14 protein-coding genes are annotated in these 17250 nt (G+C 48.6%); 3 read left to right on the plus strand and 11 right to left on the minus strand.

The genetic code is table 11. The features are described from left to right. Positions 1–62: 62 nt before the first annotated feature. Both ACO0LE_RS17715 and ACO0LE_RS17720 read left to right on the plus strand, forming a co-directional pair. Entirely contained in the window at positions 63–446 is a 384-nt protein-coding gene (locus ACO0LE_RS17715) for a glyoxalase superfamily protein (RefSeq protein ID WP_422961665.1), read from the plus strand. 17 nt (positions 447–463) lie between these two features. After that, positions 464–781 carry a DUF6968 family protein gene (locus tag ACO0LE_RS17720; protein WP_422961666.1) on the plus strand — a complete coding sequence of 106 codons (318 nt, stop codon included), beginning with the start codon at positions 464–466 and terminating at the stop codon, positions 779–781. 103 nt (positions 782–884) lie between these two features. Here ACO0LE_RS17720 and ACO0LE_RS17725 read toward each other — a convergent pair whose 3' ends face one another. The 3 genes from ACO0LE_RS17725 to ACO0LE_RS17735 form a co-directional block, all read right to left on the minus strand. Beyond that, positions 885–1727, minus strand: coding sequence for a UDP-2,3-diacylglucosamine diphosphatase (locus ACO0LE_RS17725; RefSeq protein ID WP_422961667.1), 843 nt, complete (start codon positions 1725–1727; stop codon positions 885–887). Beyond that, a complete protein-coding gene (locus ACO0LE_RS17730) occupies positions 1724–2491 on the minus strand; it encodes a GNAT family N-acetyltransferase (protein WP_422961668.1) in 768 nt (255 codons plus the stop codon). Before ACO0LE_RS17730 ends, ACO0LE_RS17725 begins: the two co-directional genes overlap by 4 nt. Before the next feature lie 317 nt (positions 2492–2808). Then, positions 2809–3366 (minus strand): hypothetical protein, encoded by a 558-nt coding sequence (locus ACO0LE_RS17735; RefSeq protein WP_422961669.1) that lies wholly within the window; start codon positions 3364–3366, stop codon positions 2809–2811. A 231-nt stretch (positions 3367–3597) separates the two neighbouring features. Between ACO0LE_RS17735 and pstS the strand changes: the two genes are divergently transcribed. After that, positions 3598–4656, plus strand: a complete 1059-nt coding sequence (gene pstS / locus ACO0LE_RS17740) for a phosphate ABC transporter substrate-binding protein PstS (protein WP_422961670.1) — start codon at positions 3598–3600, stop codon at positions 4654–4656. A 76-nt stretch (positions 4657–4732) separates the two neighbouring features. Here pstS and ACO0LE_RS17745 read toward each other — a convergent pair whose 3' ends face one another. The 8 genes from ACO0LE_RS17745 to ACO0LE_RS17780 all read right to left on the minus strand — a co-directional run bounded on the left by ACO0LE_RS17745 (position 4733) and on the right by ACO0LE_RS17780 (position 17233). Continuing rightward, the gene (locus ACO0LE_RS17745; RefSeq protein ID WP_422961671.1) at positions 4733–6094 is read right to left on the minus strand and encodes an MFS transporter; all 1362 of its coding nucleotides are present in this window, start codon (positions 6092–6094) and stop codon (positions 4733–4735) included. Continuing rightward, a complete protein-coding gene (locus ACO0LE_RS17750) occupies positions 6091–7098 on the minus strand; it encodes a PfkB family carbohydrate kinase (RefSeq protein WP_422961672.1) in 1008 nt (335 codons plus the stop codon). The genes ACO0LE_RS17745 and ACO0LE_RS17750 overlap by 4 nt, the downstream gene beginning before the upstream one ends. Continuing rightward, the gene (locus ACO0LE_RS17755) at positions 7095–9134 is read right to left on the minus strand and encodes an alpha-amylase family glycosyl hydrolase (RefSeq protein WP_422961673.1); all 2040 of its coding nucleotides are present in this window, start codon (positions 9132–9134) and stop codon (positions 7095–7097) included. The genes ACO0LE_RS17750 and ACO0LE_RS17755 overlap by 4 nt, the downstream gene beginning before the upstream one ends. A 98-nt stretch (positions 9135–9232) precedes the next feature. Further along, positions 9233–11536 carry a TonB-dependent receptor domain-containing protein gene (locus ACO0LE_RS17760; RefSeq protein ID WP_422961674.1) on the minus strand — a complete coding sequence of 768 codons (2304 nt, stop codon included), beginning with the start codon at positions 11534–11536 and terminating at the stop codon, positions 9233–9235. A gap of 584 nt (positions 11537–12120) precedes the next feature. Further along, positions 12121–13158, minus strand: coding sequence for a LacI family DNA-binding transcriptional regulator (locus tag ACO0LE_RS17765; protein ID WP_422961675.1), 1038 nt, complete (start codon positions 13156–13158; stop codon positions 12121–12123). Between the two features lie 172 nt (positions 13159–13330). Beyond that, positions 13331–14656: a c-type cytochrome gene (locus ACO0LE_RS17770; protein ID WP_422961676.1), complete on the minus strand. Its 1326-nt coding sequence runs from the start codon at positions 14654–14656 to the stop codon at positions 13331–13333. 12 nt (positions 14657–14668) lie between these two features. Next, on the minus strand, positions 14669–15409 hold the full coding sequence (locus tag ACO0LE_RS17775; protein WP_422961677.1) for a c-type cytochrome: 741 nt from the start codon (positions 15407–15409) through the stop codon (positions 14669–14671). A gap of 153 nt (positions 15410–15562) precedes the next feature. Beyond that, entirely contained in the window at positions 15563–17233 is a 1671-nt protein-coding gene (locus ACO0LE_RS17780) for a methyl-accepting chemotaxis protein (RefSeq protein WP_422961678.1), read from the minus strand. Between the last annotated feature and the right edge of the window lie 17 nt (positions 17234–17250).

Genomic DNA, 17250 nt, shown 5'->3' on the forward strand with positions numbered 1-17250 from the left:
GTTCTGATCGTGCTACTGCGCTATCATTGATCTCCTGAATGATGTACGAATAAGGATAGACGATGAACTTCCAGAGCATTCCTGTTTTACGCATTTTTGATGAAGAAAAAGCGAAACAGTTTTATATCGGATTTCTCGGTATGAATATCGATTGGGAGCATCGGTTTGAGGCAGATTTCCCGCTCTACATGCAAGTATCGAGAGACAATTTAGTTTTTCATCTAAGTGAACACTCCGGCGACTGCACCCCGGGAAGTAAGGTGTTTGTGAATACGCCGGACATCGATATCTTGTACCAGGAATTGTCTCAGAAAACCTATAAATACAATAAACCAGGTATCGAAATCGCCCCATGGGGCGATCGTGTCATGAGCTTGACAGACCCTTTTTCCAATAAAATTCTATTCAACGAAGTGAAGCCTGCCAGCCACGCAGAAACTAATTGAAGGGAAAGAATCTGGTCATGAGCGAGTTTTTATTAGAACGCCAGTGGTATGCGGTGTCACCGGACGGTGAACGTGCTGAACTGATCTTAGGTATTGCCGCTCCTGTGAAGGATCATCTTGACTGGGGTTGCACAGTATCACTTGGAATACTCGACTCGCATCCATCAAGGATTTATGGAGTGGATAGCTGGCATGCGGTGCAGCAGGCAATGCTATTCATTGCGCGCAGAGTCACACATTTCTCCGAGGCTGGCTGGTTGTTTTACTGGGATAAAGACGGCGGCCCAGCAAGTCCCGCCGATCTGATTGGGTCAGGATTATGCCAGCTCACCTGATACGATCCGGCAATCTCAAAAAAAACTTCCCAAAAGCCATTTCACCGTATTCATAAGCTTTTCCAAGGCATTTCGGTCTGGAAGGCGCATAAAATATAGTGAATCAGGAATTCACTAATTCAGGTTCTGGTAGTAATGCAGGATGATTGACCTGCATGATGTCGTGCCAGCTGACCAGCCGTAGCTCGCCGTTCGCCTCCTCGACCAGCGCGGATAAACTCTCAACCCAGTCACCGTCGTTACAGTAAAGAACGCCGTCGATATCGCGAATTTCAGGCTTGTGAATGTGACCGCAAATCACACCATCAAGATCGCGCTTGCGTGCTTCGTCGGCCAGTGCATTTTCAAAAGAGCTGATGTAGCTGACAGCGTTTTTGACCTTGAGCTTCAGATATTGCGAGAGCGACCAATACGGCAAACCAGCACGGGCGCGCCAATTGTTAAAGACCTGATTGAATTTCAGAATGACGGTGTACAGACTATCACCAACATAGGCTAGCCACTTGGCGCAGGCGATTACACCGTCGAAGCGATCGCCGTGCAGCACCAGCATGCGCTTACCTTGTGCAGTGACGTGCACCAGTTCATCCCTGACCTTGATGCCACCAAAATCAAGATCGATAAATTGCCGGATCGATTCATCGTGATTACCGGGAACGAAGATAACATTGGTTCCCTTTTTGGCTTTTTTTAACACGGTTTGTACAACATTGTTGTGCGTCTGATCCCAGTACCAGCGACGCTTGAGCTGCCAGCCATCGATGATATCGCCGACCAGATACAAGGTCTCTGATTCTGTAGCCTGCAAAAATTCGAGCAGGCGCGCTGCCTGGCAACCAGTCGTTCCTAAATGCAGATCAGATATCCAGATACTACGAAAACGTATAAAGTCTTTTTTACTGGTTTTAAACAATTTCTGATTCAGGAAGTGGTCGCCAGGCTTCATTTTGCTATCTCCTCGGTACCATAGTGTTTCGCATAGCGATCATCCAGGTTTGATAAGGGCAGCATCACGAACAGGTCAGCACAATGAAAATCAGGATCCCATGCCGGTTCACCGCAGACCCAAGCACCGGCGCGCAGATAGCCTTTCAGCAGAGGTGGGATACGTGCATCATGCGTGGCATCCATCTCTTCATATGGAAACGGCAGCAGTGGCGTCACACGATATTCCAGAGGGGAGAAATCAGCCTCTTTAAAATTCCGGTAAATCGCCGCGGCGTTATGACCACCATCAGTCAGGCTGATACTTGCGCAGCCGATCAGGTACGAGCAACGCTCACGACGCATATACGCAGCCAGTCCAGCCCAGAGCAGCATGATGACTGCGCCGCTACGATAGTCAGGGTGGATGCAGGCACGCCCTGCTTCGGCAATACTGCCGCGGATGTTGTGAAGACGGGATAAGTCGAATTCTGTTTCGGAATAATAGCGGCCGATATGACGTGCTGCATTCGGACCGAGGATGCGGTAAGTACCGACGACTTTTAAAGTTTTGGTGTCACGTACGATCAGGTGATCGCAGTGTTCATCAAATTCGTCCTTGTCGAGACCGTCTGGGTTACTGAGCGCAGACAAGCCCATCGCTTCGATAAAAACCTTGTAGCGCAGGCGCTGGACTTCTTTCACTTCTTTGGCGGTACTCGCCAGACTCAGGCTGAGTTTAGAAAAACTCGGATTGGCATCCGCAGGTATCGTGAGTAATCTCATGCGTCATCCTTTTTGTGTTTAGCATTTTGACGGACGAAGATTAATGGAGGATTACTTCAACAAGATGACAGTTTGATGTCGGTTTTATGACAGGCAAAAATACAACAGGCTCGCGGTTGAGGCGAGCCTGCTTATTACGATGAGTGAGTGTGGTACTTTAGTGAGGTAACTTAGTGAAGCAATGACCCAACTATCGATTAAATATTCCACGCAAACGAAGTAGATGCCAGGTCCATCAGGCGATGAAACTACCACGACTATGTCACCTTTTTTGCCATCTTTTTCGTTATTCTTTTTGCCTGCTGTTACAGAGCAATTTATTTATCTTTTTTAGGACGTCCGGCCTTCAATGGTGCCAATGCACTGATTAACGTCTTCAGTTCTGTCACATTGGCCTTATTCAGCAAAACCAGACCTATGCGCAGCAATTGGCTCTTTTTCACTTCGATTCCGGCACTCAGGCAGGCTTTTTTCACGGAACTGAGGACTTCGTACTCGGACTCAGGCATGGTGAAACTGTCACGTACGAGTTTCTCTTTTTTCACCTTCGCGGTTGCGGCTACCGCTGTTTTGGCTACGACCGGTTTGGCTGACGCAGGCTTCAATGATGCTGGTTTCACTGACTTAGCAGCAGCGATTTTTGCGACTGGCTTGGCCTTAGCAACCGTTTTCTTAGCAGCTGATTTAGTCGCAGGCTTGGTTGCTGATTTGATCACTGGCTTAGCGGCGGGCTTAGTTGCTGGCTTTTCAGCAGGAGTGGCAACTAATTTAGCGGCCGTTGCAATTTTTTTGGCGGGAACTACTGCAATCTTACCGGCAGCTTTAGCAACCGGTTTGTCCGTTGTTGCAGTTTTTTTACTCGGGGCAGTAGCCATAAACACCTCCATGAATTAAAAGTACAAATAATATAAACGATTTATCTCAATTCTACAAATGTCATTTTTTCTATCTATATAAATTAATTGAATTAAATGACCTCTGCATGACATGATCTTTTCAAGCCGGATTCTGAATTTACGAGATAATACGGTTTGTTGTTGATTGCAATCCTGCTTTACTTCACCGATCCGCGTTACTGAACACCTCTTACCAGCTCCCTGAACACCATGAAATCTCTCTATCGTATTACGCCTGCCATCGGGCTATCCCTCTTGTTGTCTGCGCCATCTGTCACCACCAGCGCCGCTACCCTGAATGGCGCAGGTTCCTCTGCAGCAGCGCCGCTTTACAATATCTGGGCTCAGGCCTATACCAAGAAATCAGCCGATACGCTTGATTACAAACCCGTCGGTTCATCCGGCGGGATTAAACAGATTAAAGCCAGAGAGATTGATTTCGGTGCTAGTGACGTCGCAATGAGCACCGCCGACCTTAAAAAAGAAAAATTGATTCAATTTCCCTCCGCGATCTCGGGGGTGGTACCTGTCGTGAATTTGCCCGGCATTAAATCAGGGGATCTGAAACTGACGGGTGACATCCTCGCCGCGATTTTTTCACGAAAAATCACCATGTGGAATGACGCGACGATCGCTGCCATCAATCCGGCAATCAATCTGCCAGCGAAAAACATCGAAGTCATCGTACGTCAGGACGGCTCTGGTACAACCTATAACTACACAGATTATTTGAGTAAAGTCAGCGCAGACTGGAAAATAGCCTACAGCAAAAACTTTACCATCGCATGGCATAAGGACTTGACGCAGATCAAAGGAAGTAGCGGTATTGTGGCTGGCATCAAAAAAACACCCTATGCCATCAGCTATATCGATTACAACTATGTTTTGCAGGATAAATTGACCGCTGTGCAATTGAAAAATCGCGATGGTAAATTTTTGCCGCCCTCAGCGGAGAGTTTCGCTGCGGCGTTGACGGCGAGTCAGTGGAAGAGCAAGGCCAGTTTTGACGAAATGCTGACCGATAAGCCTGGTCCCAACGTCTGGCCAATCACGATGGGAACTTTTGTGATTGTGCCTCAGGTGTCTGCTACGCCAGAAAAGACGATTGCATTGCTGAAGTTCTTTTCCTGGGGATTTTTAAACGGCGATCATTTGGTCAACAACGTCGATCTGGTGCGCCTGCCTGATGCGATCCAGGCACGTGTGTATAAAGAAATGACCACGGTTACCGATAAGAATGGCAAACCATTACAGTGGTCATTGCAATAGCAATCAAGAATACTGCGGCGTGCGGAAACACGATGTACTGCTACTTTACTGCCGCCTTACTACCACTATGCCGCCGCTATGCTGAAGTCTCTTTGCCAGCGTCAGCTTGCAACTTCACAAAGCCGACCGAACACGCAGCGCAGATGAGCAGAACACCGGCTAAGCGAATCACGTTTTCAGGATTACCACCCAGCCAGCGCTGATAATACAAGGGCAAAGTAACAATCTGAATAATCATGGGAATCACGATAAACATATTGAAGATTCCCATATACACCCCGGTGCGCTCTGCTGGGATGCTACCCGCCAGCATCACATAGGGATTACCCATGATGCTAGCCCACGCCATGCCAATACCGATCATCGGGATAAATAATAAAGCAGGTGTATGAATCCCGGGAATACTCAGCATTCCCAGACCTGCCAGTGTCAAGCACACCGCGTGTGTGAGCTTCGGCCCGTAGTGACGGGTAAATGGTACCAGGGCAAACGCTGCGACAAACGCGATGAAATTATAAAAGGCACCAATCTGTCCATTCAACAATCCCGCCTCACGAAATCCCTGAGAACTTGGATCGCTGGTGCCAAAAATCGTCCGTCCCAGTGACAGCATGATGTATTGCCAGTAGCAGAACATGGCATACCACTGAAACAATTTGACCAGCGCTAACTGGCGCATGGTCGGCGGCATTTCCTTCATCGCCAGCACTACTTCTGTCAGCGTCGCGCGCCAGCCGCCAGGCTTGTTTTGCAAGACCTTGATCTCACTTTGACTTAAAGGAATTTCAGGTGAGGTTTTCAGTGTCCATAAAATCGAGGCGATAGAAAACACGGCACCAATCAAAAATGCAGCGATCACAATATGCGGAATATGATTGTCATTTACTGCATCGCGACTCATCCCTAGCAGGACAAGAATCGACGGCGTCAGGTACGCGAGTGTCTGCCCCAGTCCGGTAAATGCGCTCTGCGTCAGAAAGCCGATCGAATGCTGGCTTTTATCAAGCTTGTCGCTGACAAACGCGCGATACGGCTCCATCGTCACGTTGTTAGCGGCATCAAGTATCCATAGCAAACTGGCGGCCATCCACAAAGTCGGACTAAACGGCATCAATAACAAACCCAGACTGCACAGCAGTGCGCCGACCAAAAAATATGGCGTGCGTCGCCCCCAACGCGTCACCGTGCGGTCACTCATCGCACCAATCAGAGGTTGCACGATCAGACCGGTCACTGGTCCGGCGAGCCACAGATACGGCAAGCTGGCCTCATCAGCACCGAGATAGGCATAAATCGGGCTCATACTGCTTTGTTGCAAACCAAAGCTGAATTGAATACCAAAGAACCCGAAGTTCATATTCAAAATCTGCCAGAAAGATAAGCCAGGTTTAGCTTTCACAACACCGCCAAAACTCTGCTGACTGTTTATCTGATTCATGCGATGGCTCCCTTGCCAGTATTTTTTTCCACTGACTCTGCCGTCCATCTGGCCTGCCATTGTTCGTAAAATTGCATATCACTTGCGACAGCTCCGCGCACACCACAAATAGCTGCCGCAAATTGGTGTGCCCGCTGCAAGGTCAGTGACAGGCTCCAGCCTTGCTGTAAACCAAGTAAGAAAATCGCAGAGAATGCATCGCCACCACCAACCGTATCGACAAGCTCTGTCGCAATCTGGACGTCGCCATTACTGAGGTACTCACCGTCACGATCAAAATACGCATAGCCACGAGCACCCAGCGTCACGAGGATTGCGCGCAGCTTAAACATTGCCATCAGCGAAGATAGGCCGCTCTGCCAGGATTGTGCACTGTCACTCACATCCAGCGTGGCGTATTGCGTATCACGCAGATAAATTTTGACTAACGTCTGCAATTCTTCTTCGTTGATTTTCAAGATATCCGCCGCATGCAGAGAACGTTCTATCGTACTCATACTGACTTGCATCGCACGTAAATTCAAATCGAGATAAGTCATCGCCCGGGTATTATCCAGCAATGCGTATAGCGCTTTACGTGAAGATTCCATGCGCTGCGCCAGCGTTCCAAAATAGATAAAACCTGCATCATGATCAGGACAAAGCTTGTCGCGGACGCTCAGAGCTGCACCGGACTCAATATAGTCGTAGGCCTGATCTGGCAAAATATCAAAATGATGATTCGCCTTATTCCCAGCATCATTTTGCCTAACCTCTACCTTACCGGTAGGGTGCAGAGCATCTATCTGCATGCCGTCTTTTTGCAATCCAAAGCGCTGCATCTCATGCACGATCAGATCCGCATTTGCATCACTACCTATCCGCGAAATCATCAGGGGATTAGCACAAAAATAAGCGAGGGTGCGCGCCACATTCAACGGCGCTCCTCCCACTACTTGTTCACCCGGAAAATCATCGATCAACGCTTCGCCAAAAATAAGGACGGGCTTCCATTTGTTGTTCACGCGATGACTCCATTGGTAGTTGAAGACAGCTCTGGCTTGCCGGAGTTATCTGGCGACAGCGCCTGTGCATGCATTTCCTGCGTCTTTTCTTGTACCGTATCTGTAGCTCTAGTCAGCCAGACTTGCGACCAGGGCTGCAAAGTCAGCGTATCAGCATGGATGCTCTGATCTAACTGGTTGCGCCAGAGACATTGCTCTGCTTTTAGCCCGGTTTGCATCACACAGGAGAATAAATCTAATGTGATCGTCTGATCTGAAAAATTTGACATATACAGCAAAGCCTCATCCTCTGTGCCTCGGGCAAAGGCCAGTATCTGAGACGGCACACCCAACAACAAACGACGCGACTGATGCGCTGCCAGTTGCGGCAGAGACCGCCGTTGCTGTAACAAGTGACTTAAGCTGCGGAACATGGTTCCTGCAATCGTACTGACGTCATGAGCAGTCATTTCTAACTCCGTTTTCCAGAGAGGCCGGTGTAGCCAGCGGCTATCGTTTTCATGACCTGCATGCAGACGATAATCGTCGTCATTCATTTGTCCAAATTCATCACCCATATAAATCAAAGGCATGCCGCCAAAGCACAGTGTCAGTCCATACAATAATAATGTGCGTCGCAATGCGTATTCCTGTTCCAGCGACGTACTGGCACTGGCCAGACCCGCCAGTGCAGATGCCATACCCACAGTACCATGCACCGCATCCGGACCACTAGCCTGGAAGCTCGCACCGCGCGCGAAGCTAGCCTCTTCACCAGAAAAAAATCTGGATACATAGGATAGACGCTGCTGCACATTTTGCACGCCATGACTCGCCTCAGGACGTAGCACATTCCAGCCTATATCATCATGACAGCGCACATAGGTCAGCCAGCTTGCCTGCTCCGGCAATAACGGTGTCGCCTGAATAACTGCGCGCAGCAGATCGGCATCTTGTTCGGCAAGCGCGGCCCAGCTCGCTGCCATCAGGCTGCTGTGATAAGCAAGATGACACTCTTTTACCGAGGAATCCTGGCTGCCGAGATAGGCAGGTAATTCTGCTGTCGGGACAATTGCTTCTGCCTTAAGCAAAACACCTGGTGCGGCAACATCGACGATGCAGCGCAGGGCTTGCAATATCCAGTGCGCTTCGGGCTGATTCATGCAATTGCTTGCTTCACGCTTCCAGAGAAAAGCCGTTGAATCGAGACGAAATACTTCTACACCACGGTTAGCCAATTGTAGTAAGGCGACCGTCATATCGGCAAATACAGCGGGGTTGGTGTAATTCAAATCCCATTGATACGGATAAAACGTAGTCCATACCCACTTCTGCATCTCAGGGATAAAACTAAAATTACCCGGAGCCACCTGAGGAAAAACCTGCCCCAGGCTCGCTTCAAAAATCTCTGGTTGAGTGCGGTCCGGATAGTGATAAAAATAATCGCGATAGCTTGCATCTCCTCGCTTTGCAGCCATTGCCCATGGATGATCATCAGCAACATGATTCAAAATAAAATCTGAACACAAACTAATCCCGGAAGATCTCAGCTGCGTCGTCAATTCTTGCAGGTCTTCCATCGTACCGAGTTTTGGTTCGATGGCGTCAAAATCAGCTACGGCGAAGCCACCGTCATTCTCACCCTGTCTCGCCTTCAGGAAAGGCAATAGGTGCAAGTACGTGACGCCCAATTTTTTCAAATGAGGAATACGCGCGGCAACACCACCCAGATCTCCGGCAAAACGATCAACGTAGGCACAATAACCCAGCATATTTTGCGAAGAAAACCATTCCCTGCTGCCACTACGCTGTACATCCAGATTGCGTAATGCTAAAGGACGATCAGAAATCAAGCGTCCTGTTGCACGTAACATCTGCTCTAGCCAATCGATAAAACCGGTTTCGTTCTCGAATTTATTGCGATACAGAGTGCGCAACTTGTCTATCAATACTGGCGCCTGTTTCTGAAAACGCAAAGTAATTAAAACATGCTGATCTGAGGGCAGTTGTGCTACCAGAGATTGAAGAAGACGATCAAAAATAGCGTGCGGACTCATCAAAAGAACCAGACTTTAAAAACATAAAAAAGAAAATGGCTCTCGTCCACAGGGAGTGAATGTGACGAGAGCCTAAAAACTGCTGGAGTAGCAGGAAATCAGAAGTTATATTTCAGGGTCGCCCGCATTGTGCGTCCGTTGATCGAACGCGCCGCATGTCCATCACCTTCGACCTCGGTATAACCAATGGTATTGAGAAGATTATTCGCACTCAGAGACACTTGCACACGGTCTGTGAATTGGTAATTAACGAAGGCGTTAAAGACATTAAATCCAGGCAAGGTCAGCGTATTACCATCATCACCAAAGGACTTGGTAGTACCGATCACACTAGCGCCAAAAACCGCATCGCCGATGGTATAAGTCGGTGCAATCTGATACACGAACTTGGCCTGACGGCGCGGTGTCTTACCAATTACGGAGCTATCATTTGCTCCCACGATCGTCGCATTGGTATAAGTCAGACCACCGGTCATGCGGAACGCATCCATACGGTAACTTGCCTCAATCTCCAGACCTTTTGCATCATAGGTATTGGCAGTGAATTTCTGGGTGGTCGCCTCAAAATTCGACTCTGCGGTTTTTGCCTGGAACAAAGTCACAAAGCTACTGAAATCGCCGGTTTTCCACTTCACTCCTGCTTCAGTCTGTTTCACAATATTGGTACTGATCGGTGTCGTACCATCCAGCGGATTGCCGAACATGATGCGGTCAGCATTGAATGCAATACCTTCACTGACACGTGCAAACAATGCCAGGTCGCGTATCAGCCGATAGTTTGCGCCAAGGGAATAGGATGTGTGATTTACACCATAGTCGATGAATTTCACATTCGCGGCACGATATGCCTGATTGACTGCCTGATTATAAGTACCGGTTGCATCTTGTTTATCGTAGCGTAGGCTGCCGTCAAGATTCCAGTTACCGCTTTCCCAGCCCAAATTGGCGTAAGTCGCATTGGTTTTGTATTGCGCATCGATACTGCGATTGCAGCAACCACCAAAAACATCCGTTCCCTGAGCGAGCTGACCTTGGGTGCCGGGGATCGTCGTACTGGAATTAATCAAAGCTGGTTTATCACCACTGGCTTGCAGTAAATACTGGTTGAAATTCCACGTTACACCAAGATTTTGTATAGACGAATATAAGCCGACAGTCGCTGCCAACTTACCATTCCCAGTATCAAATACTTTTGATAATTTGATGTCATTTACAGTACTACCGAGATCGTCAAACGAGGTATTGAATACTGTTGCAGTAAATGCGGCACCTGTATAAGCCTTACCAGCATTCGGACCGGTTGCGTATGTCATCCCACTTGAAGTCGTGCCGTTATCTGCCGGGAAGATGGAAATGAATCGTCCGGTATTCGTCGACTTACGAAATTTTTCATCCAATGTCCAGCCGCCACCCAGTTTCAATGAGGCTTCCGCACCGAAAGCATTATTGACTACATGTAAGCCATCATTGATATTGGTCGAAATCTTATTATTGTTTTTATCCAGAACAATATCGCGCGTCCAGTAAGGGGAGTAAAAACTCGCAGTACGTGGATCGATTCCTGGCAATTCTGAGATCGTGCCGTTCACCGTTTTGACTGGAACCGGCATATTCATCGGCGACTTATCATCAAGATGTTTAAAACTCAGACGTACATAACCATTGTCCAGCTGATGCGTCATATTGGCGCGGATCTGACCGCCATCTTCCGCGGTTACCCCTGCCGGGCGTGAGCTATCACCATTGCGGTAGAAGCCGCCGATGAAGAAGCGTGTCTTATCTGAGATCGCTGCACCGTAGTCAAAATCATAGCGGGTCTGATTGAAATCCAGGCCTTTTGTAATGCCGATGCTGCCGCCTTTTTCACTACCGTTTTTGCTTAAAAAATTAATGATGCCACCTGGTGAATTCGTTGCCATCGTTGACGCAGTACCACCCCGTACTACCTCTAGATGGCTCAATCCACCATCTGCACGTAAATACATATCGGGGGTAACGAAGGCGATATCGCCGAATTGCAATAACGGCAAACCATCTTCCTGAAACTGCACGTAACGGGCGCCGCCCGCAGAGATAGGTACGCCACGTACGGTCAAGTTCGCATTACCTTCACCACCCGATGACTCGGCACGAATACCGGGTACTGCACGTAAAATCTCAGCCGCGTTCGTCGGAGAAGATTGCGAAATCTGATCAGCATCAAGTGTACTGATCGATACGCTGGCCTTCATCTTGGAGGTGCCAAATGGTGTTCCGGTCACAATCACGGAATTCAGGTTCAACGAATTTTTCTCTTTATCCTGACTAGTTGCCGCCTCCTGTGCCCAGGCAGCACTCATTTGAAAAATTGCCATCGATACTACGCTGGCCATACGTGTCATTTTGATGCGTTGTGATGTCATTACTGTCTCCGTTTTATTCATTATGTCCAAAACAATGCGCACTTGTTCCGGCGGTGTCGTCACCTTTTTTTCTGCTTGCCAGGACGCTGGCGATTCAGCGTATGCAAAGCAGTGACAAAAGACCTCCAGCAATCCTCGCCTGATTCTCCGATCATCTTATGGCAAACATTGATGAAGATCTTTTGTAGTGTAGGTGTGGTGAATTATCGTGCAAAATATTTTTCTTTGCAATCGATTGCAATCACGCAGTGCAATAAAATTACATCTGATGCAAAGGGGAAATTTTTAAGCTGATCGTGCTATTTTTAAATTGAAGTCTTTCTGCGAAGACTGTTTTACCTGTACCTGGTCTGGTTGAAACAGGTGATTTTTTTCCGCAAATAGTCTACCCAAATCACAATATTACACGGCTCATCTCTGTATGAGCCACGCAACATGAAAGATGCTCCACTCATATTTTTGCTGCAATGCAAAATGCTTTACGCCACTGAATCGGACTATTTATTTCCAAAAGTCAGGGGTATTTTTGAAATCTATGCAAACGATTGCATTTTTGAATTAACTATATAAATGACGTAGAAAATCTAGCCGGAACGGCTGCTTGAGCGTGGAATAAGTTCGGTCGAGAGCAACTGTGGCATCGCATTACGCTGATCTGCCAATACCAGTAAAGCGTCGACTAAGGCTTGCCCTGCCAGTGCAATTGGCTGACGCACGGTGGTAAGAGGAGGATGGAAGTAACGTGCCAGCTCAATATCGTCGTAACCGACTACGGCAACATCGTCAGGTGTCTGAAAACCTTTTTCTCTCAAGGTATTAATGGCGGTCATTGCCAATAAGTCACTACATGCAAACAGACCGTCAAACGCGATGCCACGCTGGCATAACTCTTCAACCGCCAGGCGCCCGCCCTCCTCAATAAATGAAGCAGGAACTACCAGCCGTTCATCCAGAGTGATCCCATGTTGACTCAGTGCGTTGCAATAACCTTCGTAGCGATGCGCGACCTCAGGCAATTGTGTGTCACCAAAAAAAGCCAGATGCTTTCGGCCAGATTGAATCAAGTGCTCAGTCGCTAAAAATCCGCCCATGACATTATCGCTACCGACGGTCACATACAATTGCTGTGGTAATTGTGCACCCCAGACAACGATGGGAACACGGCGAGCAGCGAGTTGATTCAATTGATCATGATGACGCCACTGACCGATTAAAATCACGCCAAGCACGCGGCCAGTATCATAGATTTGCGCTGCAGAATCGAGGCGCTCTGCGTCTACCCGCGACAACAACATGTCGAACCCGCGATCGGTTAAGGCGTCAGCAAGGCTGCCCAGCATACTCAGGAAAAACGGATCAGATAAATGCTGCCGGGTCGCAGAATCATAGGGAACAACTACCGCCACGGTGCGGTTTTGTTTTAAGCGCAAATTCTGCGCACCGATGTTGATGGTGTAATTTAGCGACCGGGCTAATTCCTCGATCCGCTTACGGGTCTCATCATTCACCAATGAGCTGCCACTCAGTGCTCTCGATACCGTCGAGGTAGAGACTCCGGCTAGACGGGCAATATCGGCCATTTGCAAACGGCGTTGCTCAGCGCTGCTGGAATCGGATGTCAATTTGTGTAATCCCGTTTTAGTCGTTATCTTGATGTCATTGTCAGGTCAGATTTCCCGGTTTCAAAATCGGGGAAATCACCAAGTCGCCCCTTTCTGTGCCGATTGAAAAAGGACTAAACAGACTTATTATAAAGGGCAATGATGCAAGAACGAAAAGGAAGTGAATACCCTTTCAATCGAGAGGTGCCGTGCGGTACCGGTTCACGTCAGACGCACCGATCACCGACGCTTTATTACCCCATGAATTTCTGACATAGGATATGACCAGAGCGACCTCGGCATCTGACAAGGTCGGCGCAAAAGGTGGCATGCCGTAAGGACGCGGATTACCTTTAGTCGCGGCAGGAAAACCACCAGCTAGTACCATGCGCACCGGATTCGCTACCGACGTCATTTGCAAAGACGCATTTCCTTGCAGCGCAGGGTACACCGGTGGCGCACCGCGCCCGCTGTCCCCGTGGCAATCGACACAATGGGCTTTGTAGAGCGCGCCGCCTAGATACATGACGCGCTCCATCTCCTCTTTACCAATCCCCTGCCCAGCAATGGCCTGGTCCAGTATGTCAGCTTTGGGCTTAGTCACTTTCGGCAAAGATTGCAGATATACCGTCATCGCCTGTACGTCGCTGTCGTTCAGGTATTGCAGACTGTTGGCAACGACTTCTGCCATTGGTCCAGATGCATGGGCCTGCGCTGAAATACCATCTCTCAATAATTGACTGAGCTGTGTCGCTGACCATGTCTGAACTCCAGCCTCCTCCTGCGCCAGCAATGATGGCGCGTACCAGTTACTCACCGGCATATAAGCACCGCCTAGCTCGTTGTTCAGATCACTGGCGCCCAACGCATTGCGGCTGGTATGGCAGGCGCCGCAATGTGCGAGACCTGTCACCAGGTAGGCACCGCGATTCCATTCAGCAGTTTGCGCGGGTTGTTGCTGATATTGTCCGGGCTTAAAATATAAAGCGCGCCAGAATGCCAACAGGCCGCGCTGATCATAAGGTGTACGCAGCGCATGCGACTGATTCTGTCGCTCTACTGCGGGTATCGACTGAAAAAAAGCAAAGAGCGCTTGTGCATCACCAGGTGAAATCTTGGTATAGCTAGGATAAGGAAAAGCCGGATACAACAAGCGACCATCCTTCGATTTACCGTTATGTAAAGCATTCCAGAAATCTCCAAAAGTCCAGTTGCCGATACCTGTTTTTTTGTCCGGCGTGATATTCGGTGAAGCGAAATCACCAAACTCAGAGGCAATCAAGCGACCACCGGCATAGGCAGCACCCCCTCTGGTCGTATGGCAGCCCATACAATTGCCGGCGCGCGCCAGATAAGCGCCGCGGGCAATCTGATCACTCTGATCCGCAGCTTGCTCAGTCGTCCCTGCTGTCTTTCCCATATCTGCTGGCAAAGGCGAGCCCAACTGATTGCCGTACCAAAAAATCCCCGATGCAATCAGCGCCAGCATTGACAATAAACTTGCAAAAATTCGTTTCATCATGTCAATCGCTTATTCAGGAATAGTGCCGCAGGACATAGGGCGCTTAGCCTTGAACTCACCAGCAGAAATCGCTACAGGATTAGCTGGCAATGTTTGCGAAGCCAACCATGCTGACACGGCAGCGATATCCTGCGGAGTCAATTTACGTGCAATCTGCTCCATGCAATCGGGCGCCTGCGCATGACGGCTACCTGTTTGCCATGCGCCTAATTGTGAGTTGATATAGTCTCGCGGCAACCCCAGCAAGCCCGGAATAAACGGTGCGACACCCGTCATTTTCTCTCCATGACAGGCAATGCAGGCAGGCAACTTGCTGGACTGATCGCCGCGTTGCACTAACTGCCGGCCACGTTCGATGACCGCTGCCGTCACATCAATCTGCTGAGGCGCAGGATAAGGTGGATGCTGCTCGGAGAAAAAATGGGCGATCTCTTGCAGGTAAGTATCCGACATATTTCCCACCATATAGGTCATCAAGGGATAAGTACGTTTGCCATCTCTAAAGTTTTTTAACTGATTCAGCAAATAGCCATCCGGCTTACCTGCAATCCGCGGGTAATAACCATCACTTGCTGCTTTACCTTCTTTGCCATGGCATGAGGTACAGGCTTTCAAACGTTGGTTTAGCGTATCCGGGATACTTTGTGCAGATGAGATATTTCCCATCGTCAGTACCATCATACACACCGAAACTGGGAGGACGATTCGAAGCTGATCAAGAAAACCGCACATACCTTTTGGAATAAACATAAATCAGCCACCTGAAAGATAAAAGGCAACCAAACCTCCTGGGAGCGAGATAAGTTCGTTGCAATCCGATTAGTTTACTTCAAACATTGGGGAAGAACATTAAAAAAGCCCGCACAATTACTGAGGTGCGGGCTCTTTTAATTTTCACTAAAACTATTTCAGTCGCAAAGGGTGATTTTTAGTTTCATGTTTGTGGTCTTGGTTTTGGTCTTGTTCTTGATCTGACTTCGCTATTTTTCTCACATTGACTGCATCTTTTTGTGCGACGGTAATATCACTGTCTGTTAAACGGAATAGCCCCATGGAATCAAGTACGGCATCTACCTGATCATTTAAGGATTCCGCCGATGCCGCAAGCTCTTCAACCATCGCTGCGTTTTGTTGTGTAACTGAATCAAGATCGGTCACTGCATCATTAACCTGCGCAATCCCAGATTGTTGTTCGGCGGCAGAGTTACTGATTTCGCTTAACATCGTGCGCACATTTCCGATTGACTTCAGTGCATCATCCATTCTCTGCCTAGCCTCGACACTTTGTTTACTACCAGCGTCTACTTTCTCATTAGATTCCTGGATCAAATGCTTAATCTCTCGTGCAGCATCCGTTGTTCTATGTGCTAACGCTCGCACCTCGGATGCGACTACCGCAAAACCGCGTCCTGCTTCGCCTGCCCTTGCCGCCTCCACCGCTGCGTTTAAAGCGAGAATATTCGTCTGAAAGGCAACCCCTTCGATGATGTGAATGATGTCACTGATTTTATGTGAAGATCCACTAATTTCTTCCATCGTAACGACAACGGCTTGGACTGCATCCTGACTACGATAAGCTAAATCCGTCATCTGCGAGGCCAATGTCGAACCTTGTGATGCAGCACTGGCGCTTTGTGCAACCGTACTGTTAATTTCTTCCATCGAGGCCGCGGTTTCTTCTAAACTACTTGCCTGAGACTCCGTCCTGCCAGACATATCTAAATTACCAGCAGCGATTTCCTCAGTCGTGCTGCGAACGTTCTGCAGCTCCCTCCTAGTATCACCGACAACAGTGCGAAGATTAACAGAAAGCTGATGTATCGCCTGCTGCACTTCTCCAGCCAAACCACCAGCTCCCAATGCTACCGGATGCGACAAATCACCTGCAGCAAGTCGATCAGCATCATTGAGGATAGAGTTCAAAGGCAGCGAGACCAGATAGCCAATCCATACAGTCAGACAGAGACCTAGTACTACCGCGACAATCGCTGCGATCGTCGGGGAAAAATACATCGCCGCGAGCAAGACCAGTAAGCCATAGGCTGCCTGAACTAAAAACAAGCGCGCTTTTTTCCCCATGTTGAAGACTTTACCAATAAGGCCAAATATGTCTTTTCGAATAACCTTGCCATGTTTTAACCCATAGACTTGCCGGCCCTCTTTAGCATCATCGCGCATGAGCTTGTAAAGAGCTTCAGCCGCATTGACTTCCTCTTTAGTCGGTTTTGTACGAACCGAGAGAAAGCCAGTAATTTTTTGCCCGTGCCGCATGGGAGTTGCGTTTGCACGCACCCAGTAGTAGTCACCATTTTTTCGTCGATTTTTTACTAAACCCGTCCATGGCTTACCCGATTGCAAAGTTGCCCACATATCCCGAAATGCCTCTTCTGGCATATCAGGATGGCGTACCAAGTTATGTGGCTGTCCCAGCAACTCATGCTGGAGGAAACCACTGGTTTGTACAAATGCAGGATTACAGTAGGTGATGCGCCCTTTTTCATCGGTCACGCTGACTAGGCTATCACTTGGAGGAAACTGATATTCGTTCTGCGAAACTGGGAGGTTTGTGCGCATAATCGTCGACTATCAAG

Origin of the sequence: Undibacterium sp. Xuan67W, assembly GCF_049340165.1 — a bacterium.
Lineage (GTDB): Bacteria > Pseudomonadota > Gammaproteobacteria > Burkholderiales > Burkholderiaceae_D > Undibacterium.

What these genes read in the sequence shown, in the direction of transcription:
- ACO0LE_RS17715 (WP_422961665.1), top strand. Translation starts at nt 63, where the DNA reads ATGAACTTCCAGAGCATTCCTGTTTTACGCATTTTTGATGAAGAAAAA.
- ACO0LE_RS17720 (WP_422961666.1), top strand. Translation starts at nt 464, where the DNA reads ATGAGCGAGTTTTTATTAGAACGCCAGTGGTATGCGGTGTCACCGGAC.
- ACO0LE_RS17725 (WP_422961667.1), bottom strand. Translation starts at nt 1,727, where the DNA reads ATGAAGCCTGGCGACCACTTCCTGAATCAGAAATTGTTTAAAACCAGT.
- ACO0LE_RS17730 (WP_422961668.1), bottom strand. Translation starts at nt 2,491, where the DNA reads ATGAGATTACTCACGATACCTGCGGATGCCAATCCGAGTTTTTCTAAA.
- ACO0LE_RS17735 (WP_422961669.1), bottom strand. Translation starts at nt 3,366, where the DNA reads ATGGCTACTGCCCCGAGTAAAAAAACTGCAACAACGGACAAACCGGTT.
- pstS (WP_422961670.1), top strand. Translation starts at nt 3,598, where the DNA reads ATGAAATCTCTCTATCGTATTACGCCTGCCATCGGGCTATCCCTCTTG.
- ACO0LE_RS17745 (WP_422961671.1), bottom strand. Translation starts at nt 6,094, where the DNA reads ATGAATCAGATAAACAGTCAGCAGAGTTTTGGCGGTGTTGTGAAAGCT.
- ACO0LE_RS17755 (WP_422961673.1), bottom strand. Translation starts at nt 9,134, where the DNA reads ATGAGTCCGCACGCTATTTTTGATCGTCTTCTTCAATCTCTGGTAGCA.
- ACO0LE_RS17760 (WP_422961674.1), bottom strand. Translation starts at nt 11,536, where the DNA reads ATGACATCACAACGCATCAAAATGACACGTATGGCCAGCGTAGTATCG.
- ACO0LE_RS17770 (WP_422961676.1), bottom strand. Translation starts at nt 14,656, where the DNA reads ATGAAACGAATTTTTGCAAGTTTATTGTCAATGCTGGCGCTGATTGCA.
- ACO0LE_RS17775 (WP_422961677.1), bottom strand. Translation starts at nt 15,409, where the DNA reads ATGTTTATTCCAAAAGGTATGTGCGGTTTTCTTGATCAGCTTCGAATC.
- ACO0LE_RS17780 (WP_422961678.1), bottom strand. Translation starts at nt 17,233, where the DNA reads ATGCGCACAAACCTCCCAGTTTCGCAGAACGAATATCAGTTTCCTCCA.